Raw genomic sequence first — 21,114 nt, forward strand, 5'->3', positions numbered from 1 at the left:
CGTATTCAGCAAGCACCTGAAATGCCCACCAGGCCAGGGGTACGCTCGGCCTATTTACACGCAGCGCCGTCGTTCGAACACAATCAGTAATCGGGTACTGATGTGCGAAGGCAGCGGTCTTCACGGGTGAAATCCCGTGTGGAGACGGAGAATCGATGGCTCGTCAGATCCGCACGAGGCGCAGAGCCAGGCAGGGAGGTGACCGAGCCTGAGGCTCACACCCGTCGGCGCAGGGCCCGGGAGGCCTCCCGACCGCCCTCCCCCTTCCGACCACCCCGGGTCGGAGCGGTGACACCTGGTGCGGCTGCGCCACGTGGACGCGATCGACCCGGCGATCCCCGAGAGCCGCCGGACCGGCCGCCGCTGCGGGCTCTCAGGCGACCGTGACCGTCACCCCACCGACGAGTACGCCACGACGCCCCGCAGCAGCCCGTCCACCGCCTTGCGCGCATTCTTGGCAACGGTCGAGCTCTCCGCGGGAGCGGCCGCCGCGATCTGGCCGAGGACGTCGATGACCTGCTTGCACCAGCGGACGAAGTCGCCGGCCGGCATCTCGGCCTCGCGCAGGACCTCGTCCAGGCCCTTGCCGCCGGCCCACATGTACGCCGCCCAGGCGAAACCCAGGTCCGGTTCGCGCTGGCCGACGCCCTCGGTCTGGGTGATCCGGAATTCCTCCTCCAGGCCGTCGAGCCGGCCCCAGATGCGCACCATCTCACCGAGCGCGGCCTTGGCCCGGCCCGACGGCAGCTTCGGCGCCATCGCGTCGTCGCCCATCCTGGCCTCGTATACCAATGCCGATGCGCACGCGGCCAGTTCGGCCGGGGCGAGCCCCTCCCAGACGCCCTCCCGCAGACACTCGCTGGCCAGGAGGTCCAGTTCTCCGTAGAGCCGCGCCAGACGCTTTCCGTGTTCCGTCACCTCGTTGCCGCGCAGGTAGTCCAGCTCGGTGAGCAGCGCGACGATGCGGTCGAAGGTGCGGGCAATGGTGTTCGTACGGCCCTCGATGCGGCGCTCGAGCTGCGAGGTGTCGCGCGACAGCCGGTGGTAGCGCTCGGCCCAACGGGCGTGGTCCTCACGGTCGTTGCACCCGTGGCAGGGGTGGGCGCGCAGGGCCGCGCGCAGCCGGGCGATCTCGCGGTCGTCGGCGGCCGCGGCCCGCCGCTTGCGGTGCCGCTCGGACGGGATGTGCCCGGCCTTGCTGCGCAGGGCGGAGGCCAGGTCGCGACGGGACTGCGGCGAGCGCGGGTTGAACGACTTGGGGATGCGCATCCGCTCCAGCGGCTCGACGGGCACCGGGAAGTCCATGGACGCCAGCCGCTTGACCTGCCGTTCGGCCGTCAGGACCAAGGGGCGCGGGCCGTCGTGGTATTCGAAGCCGCGGTGGCCGTTGGAGCGGCCGGCGGGCAGGCCCGGGTCGAGGACCAGGGCCAGACCGGCGTACTTGCCGGTGGGGACGTGGATGACGTCACCCGGCTTGAGCCTCTCCAGGGCGACGGCGGCCTCGGCGCGGCGCTGCACGGCGCCCTGCCGGGCCAACTCCGTCTCGCGGTCCTTGAGTTCGCGGCGCAGCCGGGCATACTCCTCGAAGTCGCCGAGGTGGCAGGTCATGGACTCCTTGTAGCCCGCGAGGCCCTCCTCGTTGCGCTGGACCTGGCGGGAGATCCCCACGACCGACCTGTCGGCCTGGAACTGTGCGAAGGAGGTCTCGAGCAGTTCGCGCGAGCGGTGCCGGCCGAACTGCTCGACCAGGTTCACGGCCATGTTGTACGACGGCTTGAAGCTGGAGAGCAGCGGATACGTGCGCGTGCCCGCGAGGCCCGCGAGATGCTCGGGGTTCATGCCGCGCTGCCACAGCACGACCGCGTGGCCCTCGATGTCGATGCCGCGCCGACCGGCGCGACCGGTCAGCTGGGTGTACTCACCAGGGGTGATGTCGGCGTGCTGCTCGCCGTTCCACTTGACGAGCTTCTCCAGCACCACCGAGCGCGCGGGCATGTTGATGCCGAGTGCCAGGGTCTCGGTGGCGAACACGGCCTTCACCAGGCCGCGGACGAAGAGTTCCTCGACGACCTCCTTGAACGTCGGCAGCATGCCCGCGTGGTGGGCGGCGATGCCGCGCTCCAGGCCCTCCAGCCACTCGTAGTAGCCCAGGACGTGCAGGTCCTCGGGCAGGATCGAGGCGGTGCGGTCCTCGACGAGGGTTCGCACCTGCTCGCGCTCCTCCTCGTTGTTGAGCCGCAGCCCTGCGTACAGGCACTGCTCGACGGCGGCCTCGCAGGCGGCCCGGCTGAAGATGAACGTGATCGCGGGCAGCAGGCCCTCGGCGTCCAGCCGCTCGATGACCTCGGGTCTGCCAGGAGTCCACACCCGGGCGCGCTGTCTGCGCTCCCGCTCACGGTCGGCCTCGCGCATGGCACGGCCCCGCCTGCGGTCCATGGAGGACGGGCGGCTCGCCTCCGTGCGGGCCAGGCGCACCAGATCGGGGTTGACGGCCTTCTTGTGGCCCTCACCCTCCTCGAACAGGTCGTACATCCGGCGGCCGGCCAGCACATGCTGGAACAGCGGTACGGGCCGGTGCTCGGAGACGATCACCTCGGTGTCGCCGCGGACGGTGTCGAGCCAGTCGCCGAACTCCTCGGCGTTCGACACCGTCGCCGACAGGGACACCAGGGTCACCGACGGGGGCAGGTGGATGATCACTTCCTCCCAGACGGCGCCGCGGAAGCGGTCGGAGAGGTAGTGCACCTCGTCCATGACCACATAGCCGAGGCCGAGGAGGGTCTGCGAGCCCGCATAGAGCATGTTCCGCAGGACCTCGGTGGTCATCACGACGATCGGGGCGCCGGAGTTGACGCTGTTGTCGCCGGTCAGGAGACCGACCTTGTCCGTGCCGTAGCGGCGGCACAGATCGGAGTACTTCTGGTTCGACAGCGCCTTGATGGGGGTCGTGTAGAAGCACTTCTTGCCCTGCTGCAGGGCGAGGTGGACGGCGAACTCGCCGACGACCGTCTTGCCGGAGCCGGTGGGTGCGGCCACCAGTACGCCCTTGCCGGCCTCGAGAGCCTGACAGGCCTCGATCTGGAAGGGGTCGAGGCCGAAGTCGTACATCTCGCGGAAGGAGGCGAGCGCGGTGGCCTGCTCGGCAGCCCGCTGACGGGCTGCCGCGTACCGCTCGGCCGGTGAGAGATCCTCTGTCATCGTACTTTCGAGCGTACCGGGCCCCGCTGACATCAGGACGATCATTATCCGATCAAGGCCTCGGCCCGGAACGCCCACCGTAACGGGCCCCACCGTCATACGCGGTGGGGCCCGTGGGCTCGTCCGTCATGGCACGTGTGGTGCCTGTCCGGTCACGTGACGTCGTCGTAGCCGTTGACCCGGTCCGTGCCCGGCTGCTCCGTCGGTGCGCCACCGGCCGACACCGCCTCGACCTCGCCGACGTCCTCGGGGCTGAGGTCCAGCTCGGAGGCCTCGTCGTCGCCCGGCCCCGCGGCGTCGCGCAGCCGCCTGCGCCGGTCGTTGATCAGCGAGAAGGCGACCGCGGCGAAGTACAGCACCCAGATCGGACCGGCCAGCGCCAGCATCGACAGCGGGTCGGTGCTCGGGGTGGCCACGGCCGCGAAGACCGTGATGCCCAGGATCATGGCGCGCCACCAGCCGAGCATGCGTCTGCCGGTGATCACCCCGGTCATATTGAGCATGATCAGCAGCAGAGGCAGCTCGAAGGAGAGTCCGAAGACGACCACCATGCGTGTGACGAGCTGAAGCAGATCGTCGAGCGGCAGCAGGTTGTCGACGCCACCCGGGGTGAAGTCGATGAGCACCTTCGCGGTGGTGGGCAGCACCCTGTAGGCGAAGTAGGCGCCGCCCAGGAACAGCGGGACACCGGTTCCCACGAAGGCGTAGGCGTACTTGCGCTCGTGTCTGTGCAGACCCGGCGCCACGAACGCCCACAGCTGGTAGAGCCAGACCGGCGAGGCGAACACGACACCGGCCGTGAGCGAGACCTGGAGGGCCAGCGTGAAGGGAGCGAGCAGACCGTTGATCGTGATCCGGGCACAGGGCGGTGCGTGCTGGTTCGCATTCGCCAGTTCCTCGAACGTCTTACCGCAGCCGACCGAGTCGAGGATCGGCTTGGTGAGGTAATTGATGATGTCGTTGTAGAAGAAGGCGGCGACGACCGTGACCAGGATGATGGCCAGCATCGCCTTCGCAAGCCGGTTGCGGAGCTCACGAAGGTGGTCCGCAAGGGGCATGCGCCCTTCGGGGTCCTTCTCCTTGCGGGCAGGCTTGAGCAACCCACGTCCTCATCTCATGCGGCAGGCCGGAGGCATCCGGCCCTGCGTCAGCGCTTGGTCGTGTCCGTCGGCTCGGTGACCGGACGGGAGCTGGTCACATCGCCGGGGGCGGCCTGGATGGTGCGCTGCGCGGGAGCCTCGTCGTTCGGCGGGCCGGCGGGCGCGGACGGCTTGCCGTCGTCCTTCATCGCCTTGGCCTCGCTCTTCAGAATGCGCGCGGACTTACCGAGGGAGCGAGCCATGTCCGGAAGCTTCTTCGCGCCGAACAGCAGGATGATGACGACGAGGATGAGAATGATCTCGGGAGCTCCGAGCCGTCCGAACATAAGTCTTTACCTTCTCACCGAGGCGGCATGGGTGGAGTTGCTGGCCGATCGGTCGGTCACATGTCCGACCACCGTGCAGCGATCGTAACGCTCAGGGGTGAACGCGGGGCAATCCCTGTGCGTACTCCCGGTCTGCGGACCGCGCCTCGTTCTCGGGGCCGCGATCAGAGGGTACCTGTCCCGGGTGGCAAGTAGACAGGCCGAAGTGACCCGCTGCGTCTCCATGGGGCAACTCGCCACGCATCACAAAGCACCGGTGACCAGCAGGTGCGCCTCGGGTGACGGCCCGCGCGGGGATCATGGACCACTCGGAGTCCACGGGCGACTCACACCTGGTTCATGTCCTCATATCCGGTCCGCGGCTCGCGCGGCGCCCACGGCCGACCGTTCCAGGTCCTCGGCGGCGCGATTGATGCGGCGTGCGGAGTCCGAGACCTGCCGCCCCAGACGCTCCGCCTCCACGAAGACCCGGACGGCGAGCACACCCAGTACGGCGAGCCCGAGGAATCCCAGGGCGATCGCGAGCATCGGCCAGAACATGACGTCGAGCCTAGAGGGTCGAGTGCAGCCGCAGGGTCCGCACCCCGCCCCCGGTGAGCAGTTCGACGACGCGCTCCCCCGCCGGCTTGCGGACGGAGGCACCGCACTCGGGGCAGGTGAAGGAGTAGAAGGTGGTCTTGCTGGTGGCGCCGATGGCCAGCCGCAGCGCGCTCGCACCCAGTTCGAAGCGGGCCCGGCAGTCCGGACAGCCGGCCCTGAACACCACGTCGGCCACCCGCCGCATGCCGGCGAACGCCGTTCGCACCGACATCTCCTCGGCTCCGGGCGCCTCAGGCGCACGGGCCGACGCGTTCGACTGCTCCGACGCACCAGACGTCGCCGACTTGCTCACAACCCCTGCCCCTGCCTGTCGTCCAGCCCGTCCTGAACCCCGTCCGGCCCGTCGTACGCCGCGAGCGCCTCGGCTGCCGCCCGGCGGGCGCTGTCCGCGAGGTCCTGCGGCGACACGATCCGGCCGTCGCGTCCGAGCCGCAGCGCCAGCCGGCGCAGCGACGCCGGGTCGGGGGTGCGCAAGGTGATACGGAGCCCGCCGTCCGTCAGCTCGTCCGCGCTGTCGTGCGGGTAGTACTCGGCGACCCAGCGCCCCGCCGGGCCGACCTCGACCACCACCTCGGGGTCCTCGGCGGCGGGCTGGACGAGCCCCTCGGAGAGGTCACGGGGCTCGACCTCCGGCGGCGCCGACGGCTCGTCGAGGATCTTGATCTCGGCGACGCGGTCGAGCCGGAAGGTACGGCGCGCCTCAGAGCGGCGGCACCACGCCTCCACATAGGTGTGGCCCACGCTGACCAGGCGGATCGGGTCGATCTCGCGTTCGGTGACCTCGTCACGGGCCGGCGAGTAGTAGCGGATCCACAGCCGGCGCCGCTCGGAGATGGCCCGGTCGACGTCCGCGAAGACGCCGCCCTCGGACTCGAAGGTGACCGAGAGCCGGGAGCTGGCTCCCGCCGCCTCCCCGGCCGCGGTCTCCACCTTGACGGTGGCCCGCAGCAAGGCCTGACGGTCGCTCTCCCGCAGGCCCGGCAGGGTGGCGACGGCCCGTGCGGCGACCAGCAAGGCGGTCGCCTCGTCGGCCGCCAGGCGCAGGGGCTCGGCGGCGTCCGCCCCGAGGGCGGCCGGGTTGTGCCACCAGATGCGCTCGCCGTCGGTGTCGATGTCGAGCAGATCGCCGCCGCGGAAGCTGGTCCCGCACATGGGCAGCACGTCGAGATCCGAGACCAGCTCGTCCTCGGTGATCCCGAAGGCACGGGCGACGTCCTCGATGCGAGCACCCGGACGCTCCCGGAGATAGGTCACCAGCGACAGCATCCGCCGCGTCTGGTCGATGGCGTTCGCTCTGGCCGGTTTGCCTGCCACGTTCGTACGTCTCCCCCCTCAGCCCTTGGCCACGGCGCGCAGTCGATCCACCACATCGGCCCGCAGCTCCGCCGGCTCCAGGACCAGGACATCGGGTCCGAACTCCACCAGCCAGGCGTCCAGGCCGTGCCCGTACGGAATCTCCAACTCGTCCCACCCGCCGCCGAGTTCCCGCACGGAGGTGGCCTTCGCCCGAAGGGGGTACCCCGCGCCCGTCCGCAGCCGGATCCGGGCCGAACGGTCGGCGGTCTCCCCCGCCCAGCTCGCGACGGTCTCACGGACGGTGACCACATCGGGCACCTCGGCGGTGAAGCCGCCGCCCCGGCTGCGCACCTTGCCGGTGATCCGGGAGAGCCGGAAGACGCGCTCCGCACCCCGGTCGCGGTCCCAGCCGGCCAGGTACCAGTGGCCGCGCCAGCACTCCAGTGCCCAGGGCTCGACATGCCGCGGCTCCGGCCGCGCCGCGGTGGCCTTGCGATAGTCGAAGACGACGGGCCGGCGATCGCGACAGGCGAGCATCAGCGGCTCGAATGAGGCTTCGTGCACGGGGATGCGCGGCTCCAGGGCCCCATGGGCCTCGTACGGATCCACGTCCTCGGGCAGGCCTGCGGCGCGCAGCTTCTGCAGCGCACCGCTCGCGGCACCCGCGAGCCGGGCCTGCTGCCACACCTTGGCGGCGAGCCCCAGCGCGGCGGCCTCCTCGGCGTCGAGCGTGATGGGCGGAAGACGGTTGCTGTCACGGCGGGCGAGATAGCCGACCTCGCCGTCCAGGTTCTCCACGGTCTCGATGACCAGACCGAGCTCGCGCAGGTCGTCCTTGTCGCGCTCGAACATGCGATTGAAGGAGTCGTCGGAGCCCGTCCCGGCCTTCTCCGGCCCGAAGGACTCGACGTAGGCCTCAATGGACTCGCGCAGCTCCCGCTTGCTGAGCGGCCGCCGCGTCCCGAGCAGACACAGCGCCAGGTTCATCAGCCGCTCTGCCTTGGCAATGGCCATCGACGCCCTTCGCCTCCCCATGATGCCTACGACCGACGACCGTACCTCTCACGGGTGTCCTGGCAAAAGCCGAGGGCTCATGCCCGCGCAGACATGAGCCCCAGATGATCGGTTCCGGTCGGAACCGGCATCGCCCCGGCGACTGCCGCCCTGCGCCGGCGACCGGGGCCGTATGGGAAGCATCCGGGGCACCGCCCGGCCCGACACGGAGTCGGGTCCGGACGCCGCGGGGGCTTCGCCACCCCCACGGAGCACCGCACACCGTCCGGGATGTGCTGCCGAGCCCGGAACGCGGCCGAGCGTGCCGTGGCGCACCGATCACATCCGGCGCGCCGGGGAAGGGGGTCCTGCCGGACGTCCCCGCGGACGTCCGGCTCGGGCGTCGGTGACCCGACCCGCGCTCACCGGGTCCGGATCAGACCGCGACCAGGTCGCAGACGAAGATCAGCGTCTCGCCGGGCTTGATCCGGCCGCCCGCGCCACGGTCGCCGTAGGCGAGGTGCGGAGGAATGATCAGCTGACGGCGGCCGCCGACCTTCATGCCCTGCACGCCCTGGTCCCAGCCCTTGATGACCTGACCCACGCCGAGCTGGAACTTCAGCGGCGTGCCGCGGTTCCAGGACGCGTCGAACTCCTCACCGCTGGAGAAGGCCACGCCCACGTAGTGGACGGAGACGGTGTCGCCCGCCTTGGCCTCCGGGCCGTCACCCTCCCAGATGTCCTTGATCTCGAGGTCGGCCGGGGGCTCGCCGCCCGGGAAGTCGATCTCGGGCTTCTCGATGCTCACGTCAAAAACTCCTGCTGTTCGGTGTTGAGGCCATTGCGGCACCTCTGACACTCTCACATCCCCACAGGGGCTACATCTTCGCCAGGATGTCGACCGAGAAGACCAGCGTGGAGTCCTTTTTGATGTTGCTGCCCGCGGGCGGGTTGTCGCCGTAACCCAGCTTGGGCGGGATCACGACGAGCACACGGCTGCCCACCTTCTTGCCGGTCAGACCCTGCGCCCAGCCCTTGACGACCTGCTGCAGCGAGAACGAGGCGAGCTGGCCGCGGCCGTACGTCGAGTCGAACTCCTTGCCGTCCTCCCACAGCACGCCCTTGTACTGCACGAGCACGCTGCTGTCCGCGGCGACCTCGGCGCCGTCGCCCTCGATCACATAGTTCGCCACCAGATCCGTCGGCGCCTTCGCCTTGGGCACGTCGATGGACGGGGCCTTGCCGTCGGTGTTGGTACCCACCTTCGGCAGGTCGGGATCGGTCTGCGCGACGTCCTTGCCCTTCGCGGAGCTCTTGGCGTTGAACGTGTTCTGGACGTCCACCACGAACACCAGGGTGTCGGTGCCCTTGATGCCCCCCTGGGTGTTGCCCTGCGCGCCGTAGCCCCAGGTCGGGGGCACGGACATCTCGACCCGGCTGCCCACCTTCTTCCCCGGCAGGGCATAGCGCCAGCCGTCGATGATGCTGCCCTGGGCAAGCTGGATCACCAGTGGCGTCTTGCGGTCGTAGGAGTTGTCGAAGACCTTTGCCGTGTCCCAGATCTGGCCCAGGTAGTTCACCTGGACGTAGTCGTTCTCCGCGACCGCCTGGCCGGTGCCCGGAATCGCCGTCCTGACCGCCAGGTCCTTCGAGGGCGTGCCCGGGCCCTTGGCCACCGTCGGCTTCTCACCGAACTTGGTGCCCGCGGTGATGGCCGGCAGCGGTCCGTCGACGATCTTCGGCGGCGGGGCGGCCGACGGAACCGTGGCCGAGGAGGTCGGGCTTGCACTCGCCTGGCCCGAGCCGGACTTGCCGTCTCCGCATCCGGCGAGCGTGACCAGTCCGGCGGGCAGAGCGGCGAGGAGGAGTGAGCGTCGGCGCACGGTGGGGCCTCGTAATCGGTCGATCTTGATTGATGGCGTGCGCGCAACTCTACGGCGTGACGAAGGCGCCGTACGGCAAACGTACGGCGCCCGCGTTGCGTTCCGGTGATGTCTGTGAAACGCGTGCTCACATTCCGGCGATCAGCTTCTCCACCCGGTCGTCGACCGAACGGAACGGGTCCTTGCACAACACGGTGCGCTGAGCCTGGTCGTTGAGCTTGAGATGCACCCAGTCCACCGTGAAATCACGGCGCTGTTCCTGCGCCCTGCGGATGAAGTCGCCCCGCAGCCGGGCCCGAGTGGTCTGCGGCGGTACCGACTTGCCCTCGAAGATCTTCAAGTCGTTGCAGATCCGAGCGGCTCGGCCCTTCTTCTCCAGCAGGTAGTACAGGCCACGGCGGCGGTGGATGTCGTGGTAGGCGAGGTCTATCTGCGCGACCCGCGGATGCGACATCGTCATGTTGTGCTTGGCGCGGTACTGCTCGATGAGCTTGTACTTCATCACCCAGTCGATCTCGGTGCCGATCCGGTCCAGGTCCTCGGACTCGATCGCGTCCAGCGTGCGGCCCCACAGCTCCAGGACCTGCTCCACCGTGCCCGTGCGGATCCCGCGGCGCTCACAGAAGTCCACGGCCTTCTCGTAGTACTCGCGCTGCACCTCCAGCGCGGACGCCTCGCGGCCGCTCGCCAGACGCACCTTGCGACGGCCCGTGATGTCGTGGCTGACCTCGCGGATCGCCCGGATCGGGTTCTCCAGGGTGAGGTCACGCATCACCGTGCCCGCCTCGATCATGCGCAGCACCAGGTCGGTGGCACCGACCTTGAGCAGCATGGTCGTCTCGGACATGTTCGAGTCACCGACGATCACGTGCAGACGGCGGTAGCGCTCGGCGTCCGCGTGCGGCTCGTCCCGCGTGTTGATGATCGGCCGGGAGCGCGTGGTCGCCGAGCTGACGCCCTCCCAGATGTGCTCGGCACGCTGGCTCACGCAGTACACGGCACCGCGCGGGGTCTGCAGCACCTTGCCGGCACCGCACAGCAGCTGCCGCGTGACCAGGAACGGAATCAGGATGTCCGCGAGCCGCGAGAACTCCCCGTGCCGCGCCACCAGATAGTTCTCGTGGCAGCCGTAGGAGTTCCCCGCCGAGTCGGTGTTGTTCTTGAACAGGTAGACGTCGCCCGCGATTCCCTCCTCGTGCAGGCGGCGTTCGGCATCGACCAGCAACCCCTCGAGAATGCGCTCGCCGGCCTTGTCGTGGGTGACCAGTTCGATCACGTTGTCACATTCGGGTGTCGCGTATTCCGGATGTGAGCCCACGTCGAGATACAGGCGGGCACCGTTCCGCAGAAAGACATTGCTGCTGCGGCCCCATGACACGACACGGCGGAAGAGGTACCGCGCCACCTCGTCAGGCGACAGACGGCGCTGTCCCCTGAACGTGCACGTGACGCCGTACTCGTTCTCCAGCCCGAAGATGCGGCGGTCCATGAGTGAACATTACGCCCGATCCCCCGAGCTGAAACGGGGTTCGACGGCACGGTTTGGATCATTTTCCGGTGAAGCCGCAACCACCGCACCCCCGGCGGGAGCTGCGAGGACCCGCCCCGTCGCCAGGAGCACCAGCAACGACACGGCCCCCGCGGCACCCGGCACCGCGAACCCCCACAGGGCTCCGCCCGCCTGCACGACCGGCCCCGCCACGCCCGTCCCGACCGACGCCCCCACTGTGAACGTCGTCACAAGCCAGGAGAACGCCTCGGTGACCGTACCGCTCGGAGCGTGCCGGTCGACGATGATGAACGCACACGCGATACACGGCGCCAGGAACACCCCCGCGAGCACCGTGAGCAGCACCATCGTGACAACCCCCGGCATCAGCATCAGCGGCAGATAACACACCGCCAGAAGCCCCACGAGCACACGCAGTCGCCGCTCCGGCGCACCGCGCCACTGCCGCGCCCCGTACACGGTCCCGCCGCCCAGGGCCCCCAGCCCCAGTGCGGCCATCAGCCAGCCGTATACCCCGTCACCACCGTGACCGTCGGCGTACGACACCGCCGCCACCGTGATGGAACCCAGCGCGATGCCCACGAACAGGAACACGCCGAGCAGCGCGAGGAGCCCCCGTGAGCGCAGGGCGCCGAGCCAGTGCGCCGCGCGCGGCCCCGAGCGCCACGCGCGCGACGGCGGCGACACGACCACGGAGAGGGCCCCCAGCACACCGATGACGTTGATCACGACGAGCGCCACCCGGGCCGACCACAGGGCCACACAGGCGGCCACCAGCAGCGGGCCGACGGTGAACATGACCTCCTGGGCGATCGCGTCCAGCGCGTACGCCGTGGGCACCTGCGCCTCGCGGCGCAGCACGACCGGCCACAGCGCACGCAGACCCCCCTCCAGCGGCGGCGTGAACAGCCCCGCGACGATCATCGCCGCATACGCCAGAACGGGTGACGCCACGCCCGCCAGGGCGAACACGGTCATCGCGAGGCCGGAGACGACCGCCGCCGGCAACTGCACGCGCGGCTGGCCCTGCAGATCGACCAGCCGTCCGAGCACCGGCTGCCCTACGGCGTTCGCGACCCCGTACACGGCGGCGAGCGCTCCGGCGAGGCTGTAGGTGCCGCCCTCGGCCCGCACGAACAACACCACCGCGATCGCCGCGGTCGCGTTCGGAAGCCTGCCCACCAACGTCCCGGTCAGCAGGCGCACGGCGTGCCTCGCCCTGAGGATCTCCAGGTATCCCGCGGCCATGCCCCGCCCCTTCTTGTGCGCTTCGTCGCCGTTGGGTAGCGGCCACATGGGAGGTTGTACGTATAACGCCGTCCGCCATACGTACCATGTGCGCTGTCCACGAGTCCAGACGAAAGAGCAGGCCCACGGTGGCACCAGGTAGCACGCGCCCCACCAGCCGCGATGTCGCCCGGGCCGCCGGAGTCTCCCAGGCCGCGGTCTCCCTCGTCCTCGGCGGCAAATGGCGCGGGCGCGTCTCCGAGACCACCGCCGAACGGGTCCGAGAAGCCGCACGCGACCTCGGCTACCGCCCCAACCTCGCCGCCCGCAACCTCCGCCTCGGCCGCACCCGCACCATCCTCCTCGTCGTCCCGGCGCTCACCACCGAATTTTTCGCCGGCGTCTACACCGGCGCCGCCCGGATCGCCGCCGAACACGGATTCGGCGTCGTCCTCTACCCCTCACCCGAGGGCGTCGGCCCCGCCAGAGACCCCTTCCACTCCGCACAAGCCGCCCTCGACGGCGTCATCGCCTCCTCCATGGCCGCCGGCGCCCTCACCGCCATCCGAGGCGACCAGCTCCCCCTCGTCATGCTCGACAGCGACCCCGAAGGCAGCCTCGGCGCCGCGACCGTCAACCTCGACATCGCCGACGGTGCACGCCAGGTCGCCGAACACCTGCTCGCACTCGGCCATCGCCACTTCCTCCACCTCGCCGCCGCCATCCCCTCCTGGACCTTCGAGATCCGGGCCCGGTCCCTCGCCGCACACCTCGCCCAGGTCCCCGGCACCAGCCTCAACAGCACCCACGCACCCATCTCCATCGAAGACGCCCTCACGGCCGCAGAAGCCGCTCTCGCCGCTCCCGGCGCCCGCCCCACCGCCATCGTCTGCGACGACGACCTCCTGGCCGCCGGCGCCTACAAGGCCGCCCGCCGCCTCGGCCTGCGCATCCCCGACGACCTTTCCATCACCGGCATCGACGACCTGGCACTCGCCACTGCCATCGACCCCGAACTGACCACCGTCCGCCTCGACGCCGAACTCTTCGGCGAACGCGGCATGCAGGCCCTCCTCGCCGTCCTGGAAGGCCGCACACCGGCAGAGGGCGACATCCCCGTCGAACTCGTCGTCCGCGGCTCCACGGCGCCCCCGGGCGCCTGACCACAAATGCCGTGTGCCCCGACCCGGCACGGTCGGGGCACACGGCCTTGCACAAACAAAGCGCCGGCTCCTCACAGAGCGGCGCAGGCGATCACTCCTCGCCCTCGGCGTCGTCGGCGTCCTCGGTGTCCACAGCCGTGGCCGCACCGTTCGCCTCCAGCAGACGCGACAGCTGACGACCCACGATCCGCCTGAACTTCCGCTTCTGCGGACGCGTACGGTCCAGAACCGCGACCTCCAGGCGCTCCGCGGGAATCTCCCGCTCACTGCCGTTCGTGTCCCGCGACAGAGCCTGAACAGCCAGCTTCAACGCCTCCGCCAGAGTCATACCGTCGCGATGACGCTGATCCAGGAAACTGCTGATCTGCTCCGCATTGCCGCCCACCGCGACCGAACCGTGCTCGTCCACGATCGACCCGTCGTGCGGCAGACGGTAGATCTGATCACCCTCCGGGGTCTCCCCCACCTCGGCGACCACCAACTCCACCTCGTACGGCTTCTCCGCCGCGCTCGAGAAGATCGTGCCCAGCGTCTGGGCGTAGACGTTGGCAAGACCGCGAGCGGTCACATCGTCACGGTCGTATGTGTAACCCCGCAGGTCCGCATACCGCACACCACCGATGCGCAGGTTCTCGTACTCGTTGTACTTACCGGCCGCCGCGAAACCGATGCGGTCATAGATCTCGCTGAATTTGTGCAACGCCCGGGACGGGTTCTCACCGACGAACACGATGCCGTCGGCGTACTGCATCACGACCAGACTGCGGCCGCGAGCGATGCCCTTACGGGCGTACTCCGCCCGGTCGGCCATGGCCTGCTGGGGGGAGACATAGAACGGCGTCGACACCGGTTATCCGTCCCTTTCTGTCGAAGTCACTCGATCACCCTGACAACCACCGGGCCCGCGTCAGAGCAGAGCAGCCCGCGGACCGTCCGGCTGTTCCAGACGCCGCTCCAGGACCGCACGGGCGATCTCGGAGGCCTCGTCCTCGGTGAGCCGGCGGAAACCGTCCTCGGTGATCACGGTGACGATCGGGTAGATCCGGCGGGCGACATCGGGACCACCCGTCGCCGAGTCGTCGTCTGCCGCGTCGTACAGGGCCTGCACCACCAGCGTGGTGGCCTGCTCCTCGGCCAGATCCTCACGGAAAAGCTTCTTCATGGCGCCGCGCGCGAAGATCGAGCCGGAACCGGTGGCCGCGAAGCCGTGCTCCTCGGAGCGGCCGCCCGTCACGTCGTAGGAGAAAATGCGGCCCTTCTCCCGGTCCACGTCATAACCGGCGAAGAGGGGCACCACGGCCAGGCCCTGCATGGCCATGCCGAGGTTGGAACGGATCATGGTCGACAGGCGGTTCGCCTTGCCCTCCAGGGAGAGCTGGGCACCCTCGACCTTCTCGAAGTGCTCCAGCTCCAGCTGGAACAGCTTCACCATCTCCACGGCGAGACCCGCCGTACCCGCGATGCCGACCGCCGAGTACTCGTCCGCCGGGAACACCTTCTCGATGTCCCGCTGCGCGATCACATTGCCCATGGTCGCCCTGCGGTCACCGGCGAGCACCACACCGCCGGGGAACGTGACGGCGACGATGGTCGTGCCGTGCGGGGCCTCGATCACGCCCTGGGTGGGGGGCAGCTGCCGGTTGCCGGGCAGCAGCTCGGGCTGGTGCTCCGACAGGAAGTCCATGAAGGACGACGACCCGGGAGTCAGGAAGGCAGCTGGTAGACGCCCGGTGCTACGAGGGTTGGCTTCCACGCGTTTCCTTCCACGTATGTCGCAGCCCGCCTTATGACGTCGGGCCGATCCTTGAACTGCCCCAGCGCGGCATTGCAGCTGAAGCACAGTACGCCACGGACCCTACCCGTCTCGTGGCAGTGATCCACATGTGCGGCTGGAGCTGACAGACATATGCAGCAGACGCCTCCTTGGGAGGCGATCAACTCGTCGCGCTCGGATTCGGTGATGCCGTACTGACGCCTCAGGTGGTCTTCACGTCCCCTTACCGCCCGGCACGCCTTGCAGCGCGTCGACAGACCGTCAGAAGCAGTCGCGTTGCGGTGCCATTCACTGTGGGGCTTGATCTCCCCACACGTCCGGCAGAGCTTGTGCCCCGCCGGAACGTCCATCCTCTCGCGCACAGGCTTACCGATGGCCTCCCGGTGGCGTCGGTAGTGCGCAGCGCTGTACTCCGCTACGCACTCCCGGCATCGCACCTGAAGGCCATCGCGCCGGTTCTTGTCCCGAGCGAAGGCAGTGAGCGGCAACGCCCTCTCGCAGCCCGTGCATCGCTTCATGGACGGCTCTCCAGCCACTCCCATCCCCCGTAACCTTCGATCCGAAGGAAAAAGCGGCCTCCCGCCTCTTACTGTCCACCCTTTTGCACGAAGGACCTCACGAAATCCTCGGCGTTCTCCTCGAGTACGTCGTCGATCTCGTCCAGAACCGAGTCCACGTCGTCGCTCAGTTTCTCGTGCCGCTCCTTGAGGTCTTCGGAGCCCTGCGCGTCCTGCGCCTGCTCCTCGACCTCCTCGGTGGAGCGCGTGGCCTTCTGCTGTCCGCCGCCGGTGTCCTTGGTCGCCATAACCCTCACCCCGCTCAGTTCGCCCGACATGGTCGGCATTCCTGCCGATCAGTGATGATCAGACCCTACAAGCCCGGTCTGACATCGGCCCCGCAGTTACTCCAACGTACGGGGGCCACCTCGATGATTCCCGGCCGTGGGGTTTTACACCCCGGCCGACCGGTACCGCACCGGGGTACCGGTCAGTTCCCCGACAGCACCCTGACCAGGTCCTCGGCCGTGCGGCAACGGTCAAGGAGCTCCTTGACGTGATTACGCGTTCCGCGAAGCGGTTCCAGGGTTGGCACCCGCTGGAGGGAGTCCCTGCCCGGCAGGTCGAAGATCACCGAGTCCCAGGAGGCCGCGGCGACGTCGTCCGCGTACTGTTCGAGGCACCGGCCGCGGAAGTAGGCCCGCGTGTCCTCCGGTGGCTTCGTACGGGCCCGCTCGACGTCGTCCTCGTCCAGGAGCCGCTTCATGCGGCCGCGGGCCACCAGACGGTTGTAGAGGCCCTTCTCGGCGCGCACGTCGGCGTACTGGAGATCGATCAGGTGGAGCCGGGCGGCGTCCCAGTCGAGGCCGTCGCGGCGCCGGTAGCCCTCCATGAGCTCTCGTTTTGCGACCCAGTCGAGTTCGCGGGCGAGACTCATGGGGTCCCTCTCCAGACGGTTCAGGGTGTCTTCCCAGCGGGTCAGGACGTCCTTGGTCTGTTCGTCGGCGTCGCCTCCGAACCGCTCCTCCACGTATTTGCGCGACAGCTCGTAGTACTCCATCTGAAGCTGGACGGCGGTGAGTGTCCGGCCGCTGCGGAGGGTGACGAGGCGCTTGAGTGTGGGGTCGTGGGAGACCTGGTGCAGGGTGCGCACGGGCTGGTCGACGGCCAGGTCCACGGCGATGAAGCCGTCCTCGATCATCGACAGGACCAGGGCGGTGGTGCCGAGCTTCAGGTACGTGGAGATCTCGGAGAGGTTCGCGTCGCCGATGATCACGTGCAGGCGGCGGTATTTCTCCGCGTCCGCATGGGGTTCGTCGCGGGTGTTGATGATGGGCCGTTTGAGTGTCGTCTCGAGGCCCACTTCGACCTCGAAGTAGTCGGCACGCTGGCTGAGCTGGAAGCCGTGTTCGTGTCCGTCCTGGCCGATGCCGACGCGGCCGGCTCCTGCGAAGACCGGGCGGGAGACGAAGAACGGGGTGAGGTGGCGCACGATGTCCGAGAAAGGGGTCTCCCGCTTCATCAGGTAGTTCTCGTGCGTGCCGTAGGAGGCGCCCTTGTTGTCGGTGTTGTTCTTGTAGAGGTGGATCGGCTGGGCGCCGGGGAGCTGCGCGGCCCGTTCCGCGGCCTCGGCCATGATCCGCTCGCCGGCCTTGTCCCAGAGGACGGCGTCGCGGGGGTTGGTCACCTCGGGGGCGCTGTACTCGGGGTGTGCGTGGTCGACGTACAGCCGTGCGCCGTTGGTGAGGATCACGTTGGCGAGGCCGATGTCCTCGTCGGTGAGCTGGCTGGCGTCGGCGGCCTCGCGGGCGAGGTCGAAGCCTCGCGCGTCCCGCAGCGGGTTCTCCTCCTCGAAGTCCCAGCGGGCCCGGCGGGCCCGGTGCATCGCCGCCGCGTAGGCGTTGACGATCTGGGACGAGGTGAGCATGGCATTGGCGTTGGGGTGCCCGGGGACGGAGATGCCGTACTCCGTCTCGATGCCCATTACTCGCCGTACGGTCATGCGGCCCTCCTTGCCGGCGGCGCCCTCGGTCGGGGGCGGCGCTCAGATACCGCTGGTGCTCCGGTGCGCGTGCGGTGCCCGTCCCCGCACGGCGCGACGCGGCGGTACGAAGAGCCTAGAACGCCTTTGCGCTGGTGGGGAGATCATTTGCGTCATTGCCTTGCTCCAGCCGTGCGCGAAAAGCAGTCGGCTGCGGGTACCCGGTGAGGGCACCCGCAGCCGCCCCTGCCTTTTACAGGTACTGGCCGGTGTTCGCCACCGTGTCGATGGAGCGTCCGGTGTCCGCGCCCTGCTTTCCGGTGATGAGGGTACGGATGTAGACGATCCGCTCGCCCTTCTTTCCGGAGATCCGGGCCCAGTCGTCCGGGTTGGTGGTGTTGGGCAGGTCCTCGTTCTCCTTGAACTCATCCACGCACGCCTGGAGGAGGTGGGAGACCCGGAGGCCCTTCTGGTTGTGTTCGAGGAAGTCCTTGATCGCCATCTTCTTGGCGCGGCCGACGATGTTCTCGATCATGGCGCCGGAATTGAAGTCCTTGAAGTAGAGGACTTCCTTGTCGCCGTTGGCGTAGGTCACCTCGAGGAAGCGGTTCTCGTCCGATTCGGCGTACATCTGTTCCACTGCCGTCTGGATCATGCCGTGGACGGTGGCCGACTTGTCGCCTCCGTGCTCGCCGACGTCCTCGGCGTGCAGAGGGAGCTTCTCGGTGAGGTACTTCCCGAAGATGTCCTTGGCCGCTTCGGCGTCCGGACGTTCGATCTTGATCTTCACATCGAGGCGGCCGGGCCGCAGGATGGCGGGGTCGATCATGTCCTCGCGGTTGGAGGCGCCGATGACGACCACGTTCTGCAGGCCTTCCACGCCGTCGATCTCGGCGAGCAGCTGGGGAACGATGGTGTTCTCCACGTCCGAGCTGACGCCGGAGCCGCGGGTGCGGAAGAGGGATTCCATCTCGTCGAAGAAGACGATGACGGGTGTGCCCTCGCTGGCCTTCTCACGGGCGCGCTGGAAGACGAGGCGGATCTGCCGTTCGGTCTCGCCGACGTACTTGTTCAGCAGCTCGGGGCCCTTGATGTTGAGGAAGAAGCTCTTGCCGGCAGCCTGGCCGGTGACTTCGGCGACCTTCTTGGCCAGCGAGTTGGCCACGGCCTTGGCGATGAGCGTCTTTCCGCATCCGGGGGGCCCGTACAGCAGGACGCCCTTGGGCGGCCGCAGTTCGTGCTCCTTGAACAGGTCGGGGTAGAGGTACGGGAGCTCGACCGCGTCGCGGATGGCTTCGATCTGGCCGGCGAGGCCGCCGATCTGCTCGTAGCCGATGTCGGGTACCTCTTCGAGGACGAGTTCCTCGACCTCGCTCTTGGGCACGACCTCGTAGACATATCCCGAGCGTGGTTCGAGCAGCAGGGCGTCGCCGGGGCGGATGGTGACGTCCAGCAGCGGCTCGGCGAGCCGTACCACCCGTTCCTCGTCGGTGTGCCCGAGCACCAGGGCGCGCTCGCCGTCCTCGAGGATCTCCTTGAGGGTGACGATGTCCCCGACCCGCTCGAACTCCATGGCCTCGACCACGTTGAGCGCTTCGTTGAGCATCACTTCCTGGCCGCGGCGGAGCTCGTCGAGCTCCACGCTGGGGCTGACGTTCACCCGAAGCTTGCGGCCGCCGGTGAAGATGTCGGCCGTGCCGTCCTCGTTCGCCTGCAGGAAGACACCGAAGCCGGCCGGCGGCTGTGCGAGCCGGTCGACCTCCTCCTTGAGGGCCACGATCTGGTCGCGGGCCTCACGGAGCGTGTTGGCGAGTCGCTCGTTCTGTGCGGACACGCCGGCCAGGTTGGTCTGCAGCTCGACGATCCGCTCTTCGAGAATCCTCGTGTGCCGCGGAGAGTCGGCGAGCTTGCGTCGCAGGACGGCGATCTCCTGCTCAAGGTAGGCGATCTGCCCGGCCGGGTCGTCGGACCCCCGTCCCGGGCGGATGCCGCGGTTCATGTCGTCGTCGTGGGCTGCCACGGTCCTCACCTCCTCCAAGGGGAGCTGGACGCTTCCAGACCCTACCTGGGTGGGTGTCGATTGAAACCCCTAGATCACAAAGACTGTCGAGGTGTGTCCGATCTTCACCCTTGCGCTCTCCCTCACGCCAGGGGAATACCCACCGAACATGATTGGGAAGCCGCCGAAGGTAGGCTCACGCTGTTCAACACCCGTCAGAGCTTGCCGGATTCCCGGAGCGGCTCTGCGCAGGAAACGGCAGGAGAGATGACCGTGCAGCAAGCCGGAGTCGACGGCGAGGCGCTGGAGGTCTGGATCGACCAGGATCTGTGCACCGGCGACGGCATCTGCGCCCAGTACGCGCCGGAGGTCTTCGAGCTGGACATCGACGGTCTGGCCTATGTGAAGGGCCCGGACGACGAGCTTTTGCAGGCCAGGGGAGCCGCAACGCCCGTACCGCTGCCGCTTCTCACGGACGTGGTGGACTCGGCACGGGAGTGTCCTGGCGAGTGCATTCATGTACGGCGAATTTCGGACAGCGTGGAGGTCCACGGACCTGACGCGGAGTGAGCGCAGGGCCACTCCGCGTTATTCAGTGTCTGTTTCCTCACATCGGGTTCGCCGTATCGACGCCTGTGCGCTCCCGGGCGCTCACACGGCGGTGCGCGCCGGCGGTGGGGTGTGCGACGTCACACGCTCCGTGCGCCGGAGGGCGTGGACCGGATGAACGCGCCGCCCTTCCACTGCCACTTGGCGGGGGTCTTCACGTCCGGGCAGCAACTCGGTACGTCGGGCGAGGAGTAGCCGAGGAGGGTGGCGGTGACGGCCGCGTCACGGACGGCGAAGTCGGTGACCGTGATGCGGTCCTTGGGGTCGACCAGAGTGGCGACGACACGGGGCTCGGTGGCGTCGGGGGCCTGGGTGAGGACGTAGACGCCGTCGGGCGGGGTGCCCATGCTCGCGTCGCAGTGGACCACGACGACCGTTTCGGGGTGGTCGTCGCCGTCGAGGTCGCCGGTGGCCTTCTTTCCGATGATGAGCTTGACGGGGCCGCAGTCGAGCGGGATGTCGGCTCTGGACGGGTCGGGGGCTGCTGCGGTGGCCTGGTCCGTCTTGGTCCCGCCGTGGGGCTGTGCCGCCGTCGCGGAGCCGGGGTGCAGCATGGAGGACAGGGCGATCACGCCGGAGACGGCGGTGGCCGTAGCGACCCAGTGGATGGGCCGGGTGGTCGTGTGAGCGAGTTCCGGAACGGCGGGGTGCTGCACGCGAGAAGTGTCTCCTGTGAGAGCTGTACCGGTGGGGGTGTCCCGCATCGTGCCACACGTCACATCGGGGCGGAACGGCGGGGGCGGTACTTCTGGCGTCGCGTCAACTCCCGGTGTGTTCCGGGACTTCAACGGGCGAGCGCCGTGGCCGTGTTCCGCGGTGTGTGCGGGAACTCGGCCACGGCGCTCGCCCGTTGGCTGCGGCGGGGTCCGGGTCAGTGGCCGGCGCCTCCGTCGGCGTTGGGCCCGGCGTAGTCCTCGCCGTAGGCACCCTTGGCGGGCCGGCGACGGCGCATGGGCGG

20 protein-coding genes are annotated in these 21,114 nt (G+C 68.8%); 2 read left to right on the plus strand and 18 right to left on the minus strand.

Features of this window, described 5'->3' with window-relative positions; translation table 11 throughout:
* Nucleotides 1–390 precede the first annotated feature (390 nt).
* The 11 genes from VXC91_RS18375 to VXC91_RS18425 all read right to left on the minus strand — a co-directional run bounded on the left by VXC91_RS18375 (nucleotide 391) and on the right by VXC91_RS18425 (nucleotide 12,154).
* Nucleotides 391–3,243: a DEAD/DEAH box helicase gene (locus VXC91_RS18375; RefSeq protein ID WP_329508351.1), complete on the minus strand. Its 2,853-nt coding sequence runs from the start codon at nucleotides 3,241–3,243 to the stop codon at nucleotides 391–393.
* A gap of 107 nt (nucleotides 3,244–3,350) precedes the next feature.
* Nucleotides 3,351–4,298, minus strand: coding sequence for a twin-arginine translocase subunit TatC (tatC, locus tag VXC91_RS18380; protein ID WP_329508352.1), 948 nt, complete (start codon nucleotides 4,296–4,298; stop codon nucleotides 3,351–3,353).
* A 47-nt stretch (nucleotides 4,299–4,345) separates the two neighbouring features.
* The gene (tatA, locus tag VXC91_RS18385; protein WP_329508353.1) at nucleotides 4,346–4,624 is read right to left on the minus strand and encodes a Sec-independent protein translocase subunit TatA; all 279 of its coding nucleotides are present in this window, start codon (nucleotides 4,622–4,624) and stop codon (nucleotides 4,346–4,348) included.
* A gap of 345 nt (nucleotides 4,625–4,969) precedes the next feature.
* Nucleotides 4,970–5,164: a hypothetical protein gene (locus tag VXC91_RS18390; protein WP_329508354.1), complete on the minus strand. Its 195-nt coding sequence runs from the start codon at nucleotides 5,162–5,164 to the stop codon at nucleotides 4,970–4,972.
* Nucleotides 5,165–5,174: 10 nt separating this feature from the next.
* On the minus strand, nucleotides 5,175–5,435 hold the full coding sequence (locus VXC91_RS18395) for a CpXC domain-containing protein (RefSeq protein WP_329508355.1): 261 nt from the start codon (nucleotides 5,433–5,435) through the stop codon (nucleotides 5,175–5,177).
* A gap of 77 nt (nucleotides 5,436–5,512) precedes the next feature.
* Nucleotides 5,513–6,538: a helix-turn-helix transcriptional regulator gene (locus VXC91_RS18400; RefSeq protein WP_329508356.1), complete on the minus strand. Its 1,026-nt coding sequence runs from the start codon at nucleotides 6,536–6,538 to the stop codon at nucleotides 5,513–5,515.
* Between the two features lie 18 nt (nucleotides 6,539–6,556).
* On the minus strand, nucleotides 6,557–7,534 hold the full coding sequence (locus VXC91_RS18405) for a helix-turn-helix transcriptional regulator (protein ID WP_329508357.1): 978 nt from the start codon (nucleotides 7,532–7,534) through the stop codon (nucleotides 6,557–6,559).
* 415 nt (nucleotides 7,535–7,949) lie between these two features.
* Nucleotides 7,950–8,321 carry an FKBP-type peptidyl-prolyl cis-trans isomerase gene (locus VXC91_RS18410; protein WP_329508358.1) on the minus strand — a complete coding sequence of 124 codons (372 nt, stop codon included), beginning with the start codon at nucleotides 8,319–8,321 and terminating at the stop codon, nucleotides 7,950–7,952.
* Between the two features lie 70 nt (nucleotides 8,322–8,391).
* The gene (locus VXC91_RS18415; RefSeq protein ID WP_329508359.1) at nucleotides 8,392–9,396 is read right to left on the minus strand and encodes an FKBP-type peptidyl-prolyl cis-trans isomerase; all 1,005 of its coding nucleotides are present in this window, start codon (nucleotides 9,394–9,396) and stop codon (nucleotides 8,392–8,394) included.
* Nucleotides 9,397–9,523: 127 nt separating this feature from the next.
* The gene (gene pafA, locus VXC91_RS18420) at nucleotides 9,524–10,885 is read right to left on the minus strand and encodes a Pup--protein ligase (protein ID WP_329508360.1); all 1,362 of its coding nucleotides are present in this window, start codon (nucleotides 10,883–10,885) and stop codon (nucleotides 9,524–9,526) included.
* A 9-nt stretch (nucleotides 10,886–10,894) separates the two neighbouring features.
* Complete coding sequence (locus tag VXC91_RS18425; protein WP_329508361.1) at nucleotides 10,895–12,154, minus strand: MFS transporter; 1,260 nt, start codon at nucleotides 12,152–12,154, stop codon at nucleotides 10,895–10,897.
* A 128-nt stretch (nucleotides 12,155–12,282) separates the two neighbouring features.
* On the opposite strand from VXC91_RS18425, the gene VXC91_RS18430 reads away from it, so the two are divergent.
* Nucleotides 12,283–13,296 carry a LacI family DNA-binding transcriptional regulator gene (locus VXC91_RS18430; protein WP_329508362.1) on the plus strand — a complete coding sequence of 338 codons (1,014 nt, stop codon included), beginning with the start codon at nucleotides 12,283–12,285 and terminating at the stop codon, nucleotides 13,294–13,296.
* Nucleotides 13,297–13,387: 91 nt separating this feature from the next.
* Here VXC91_RS18430 and prcA read toward each other — a convergent pair whose 3' ends face one another.
* From prcA to arc, 6 genes are all read right to left on the minus strand, one after another.
* Complete coding sequence (gene prcA / locus VXC91_RS18435) at nucleotides 13,388–14,143, minus strand: proteasome subunit alpha (protein ID WP_329508363.1); 756 nt, start codon at nucleotides 14,141–14,143, stop codon at nucleotides 13,388–13,390.
* A 60-nt stretch (nucleotides 14,144–14,203) separates the two neighbouring features.
* Nucleotides 14,204–15,049 (minus strand): proteasome subunit beta, encoded by an 846-nt coding sequence (gene prcB, locus VXC91_RS18440; RefSeq protein WP_329508364.1) that lies wholly within the window; start codon nucleotides 15,047–15,049, stop codon nucleotides 14,204–14,206.
* Entirely contained in the window at nucleotides 15,001–15,588 is a 588-nt protein-coding gene (locus tag VXC91_RS18445) for an endonuclease VII domain-containing protein (RefSeq protein ID WP_329508365.1), read from the minus strand. The genes prcB and VXC91_RS18445 overlap by 49 nt, the downstream gene beginning before the upstream one ends.
* A gap of 68 nt (nucleotides 15,589–15,656) precedes the next feature.
* Nucleotides 15,657–15,875 (minus strand): ubiquitin-like protein Pup, encoded by a 219-nt coding sequence (locus VXC91_RS18450; RefSeq protein WP_058079921.1) that lies wholly within the window; start codon nucleotides 15,873–15,875, stop codon nucleotides 15,657–15,659.
* Between the two features lie 182 nt (nucleotides 15,876–16,057).
* Entirely contained in the window at nucleotides 16,058–17,569 is a 1,512-nt protein-coding gene (gene dop / locus VXC91_RS18455) for a depupylase/deamidase Dop (protein ID WP_345123951.1), read from the minus strand.
* Between the two features lie 232 nt (nucleotides 17,570–17,801).
* Nucleotides 17,802–19,568, minus strand: a complete 1,767-nt coding sequence (gene arc / locus VXC91_RS18460; protein ID WP_329508366.1) for a proteasome ATPase — start codon at nucleotides 19,566–19,568, stop codon at nucleotides 17,802–17,804.
* 246 nt (nucleotides 19,569–19,814) lie between these two features.
* On the opposite strand from arc, the gene VXC91_RS18465 reads away from it, so the two are divergent.
* Nucleotides 19,815–20,117, plus strand: a complete 303-nt coding sequence (locus VXC91_RS18465; protein WP_329508367.1) for a ferredoxin — start codon at nucleotides 19,815–19,817, stop codon at nucleotides 20,115–20,117.
* Nucleotides 20,118–20,236: 119 nt separating this feature from the next.
* On the opposite strand, the gene VXC91_RS18470 is transcribed toward VXC91_RS18465, so the two are convergent.
* Nucleotides 20,237–20,812: a hypothetical protein gene (locus tag VXC91_RS18470; protein ID WP_329508368.1), complete on the minus strand. Its 576-nt coding sequence runs from the start codon at nucleotides 20,810–20,812 to the stop codon at nucleotides 20,237–20,239.
* Nucleotides 20,813–21,114 lie beyond the last annotated feature (302 nt).

Origin of the sequence: Streptomyces chiangmaiensis, from assembly GCF_036281785.1 — a bacterium.
GTDB lineage: Bacteria > Actinomycetota > Actinomycetes > Streptomycetales > Streptomycetaceae > Streptomyces > Streptomyces chiangmaiensis.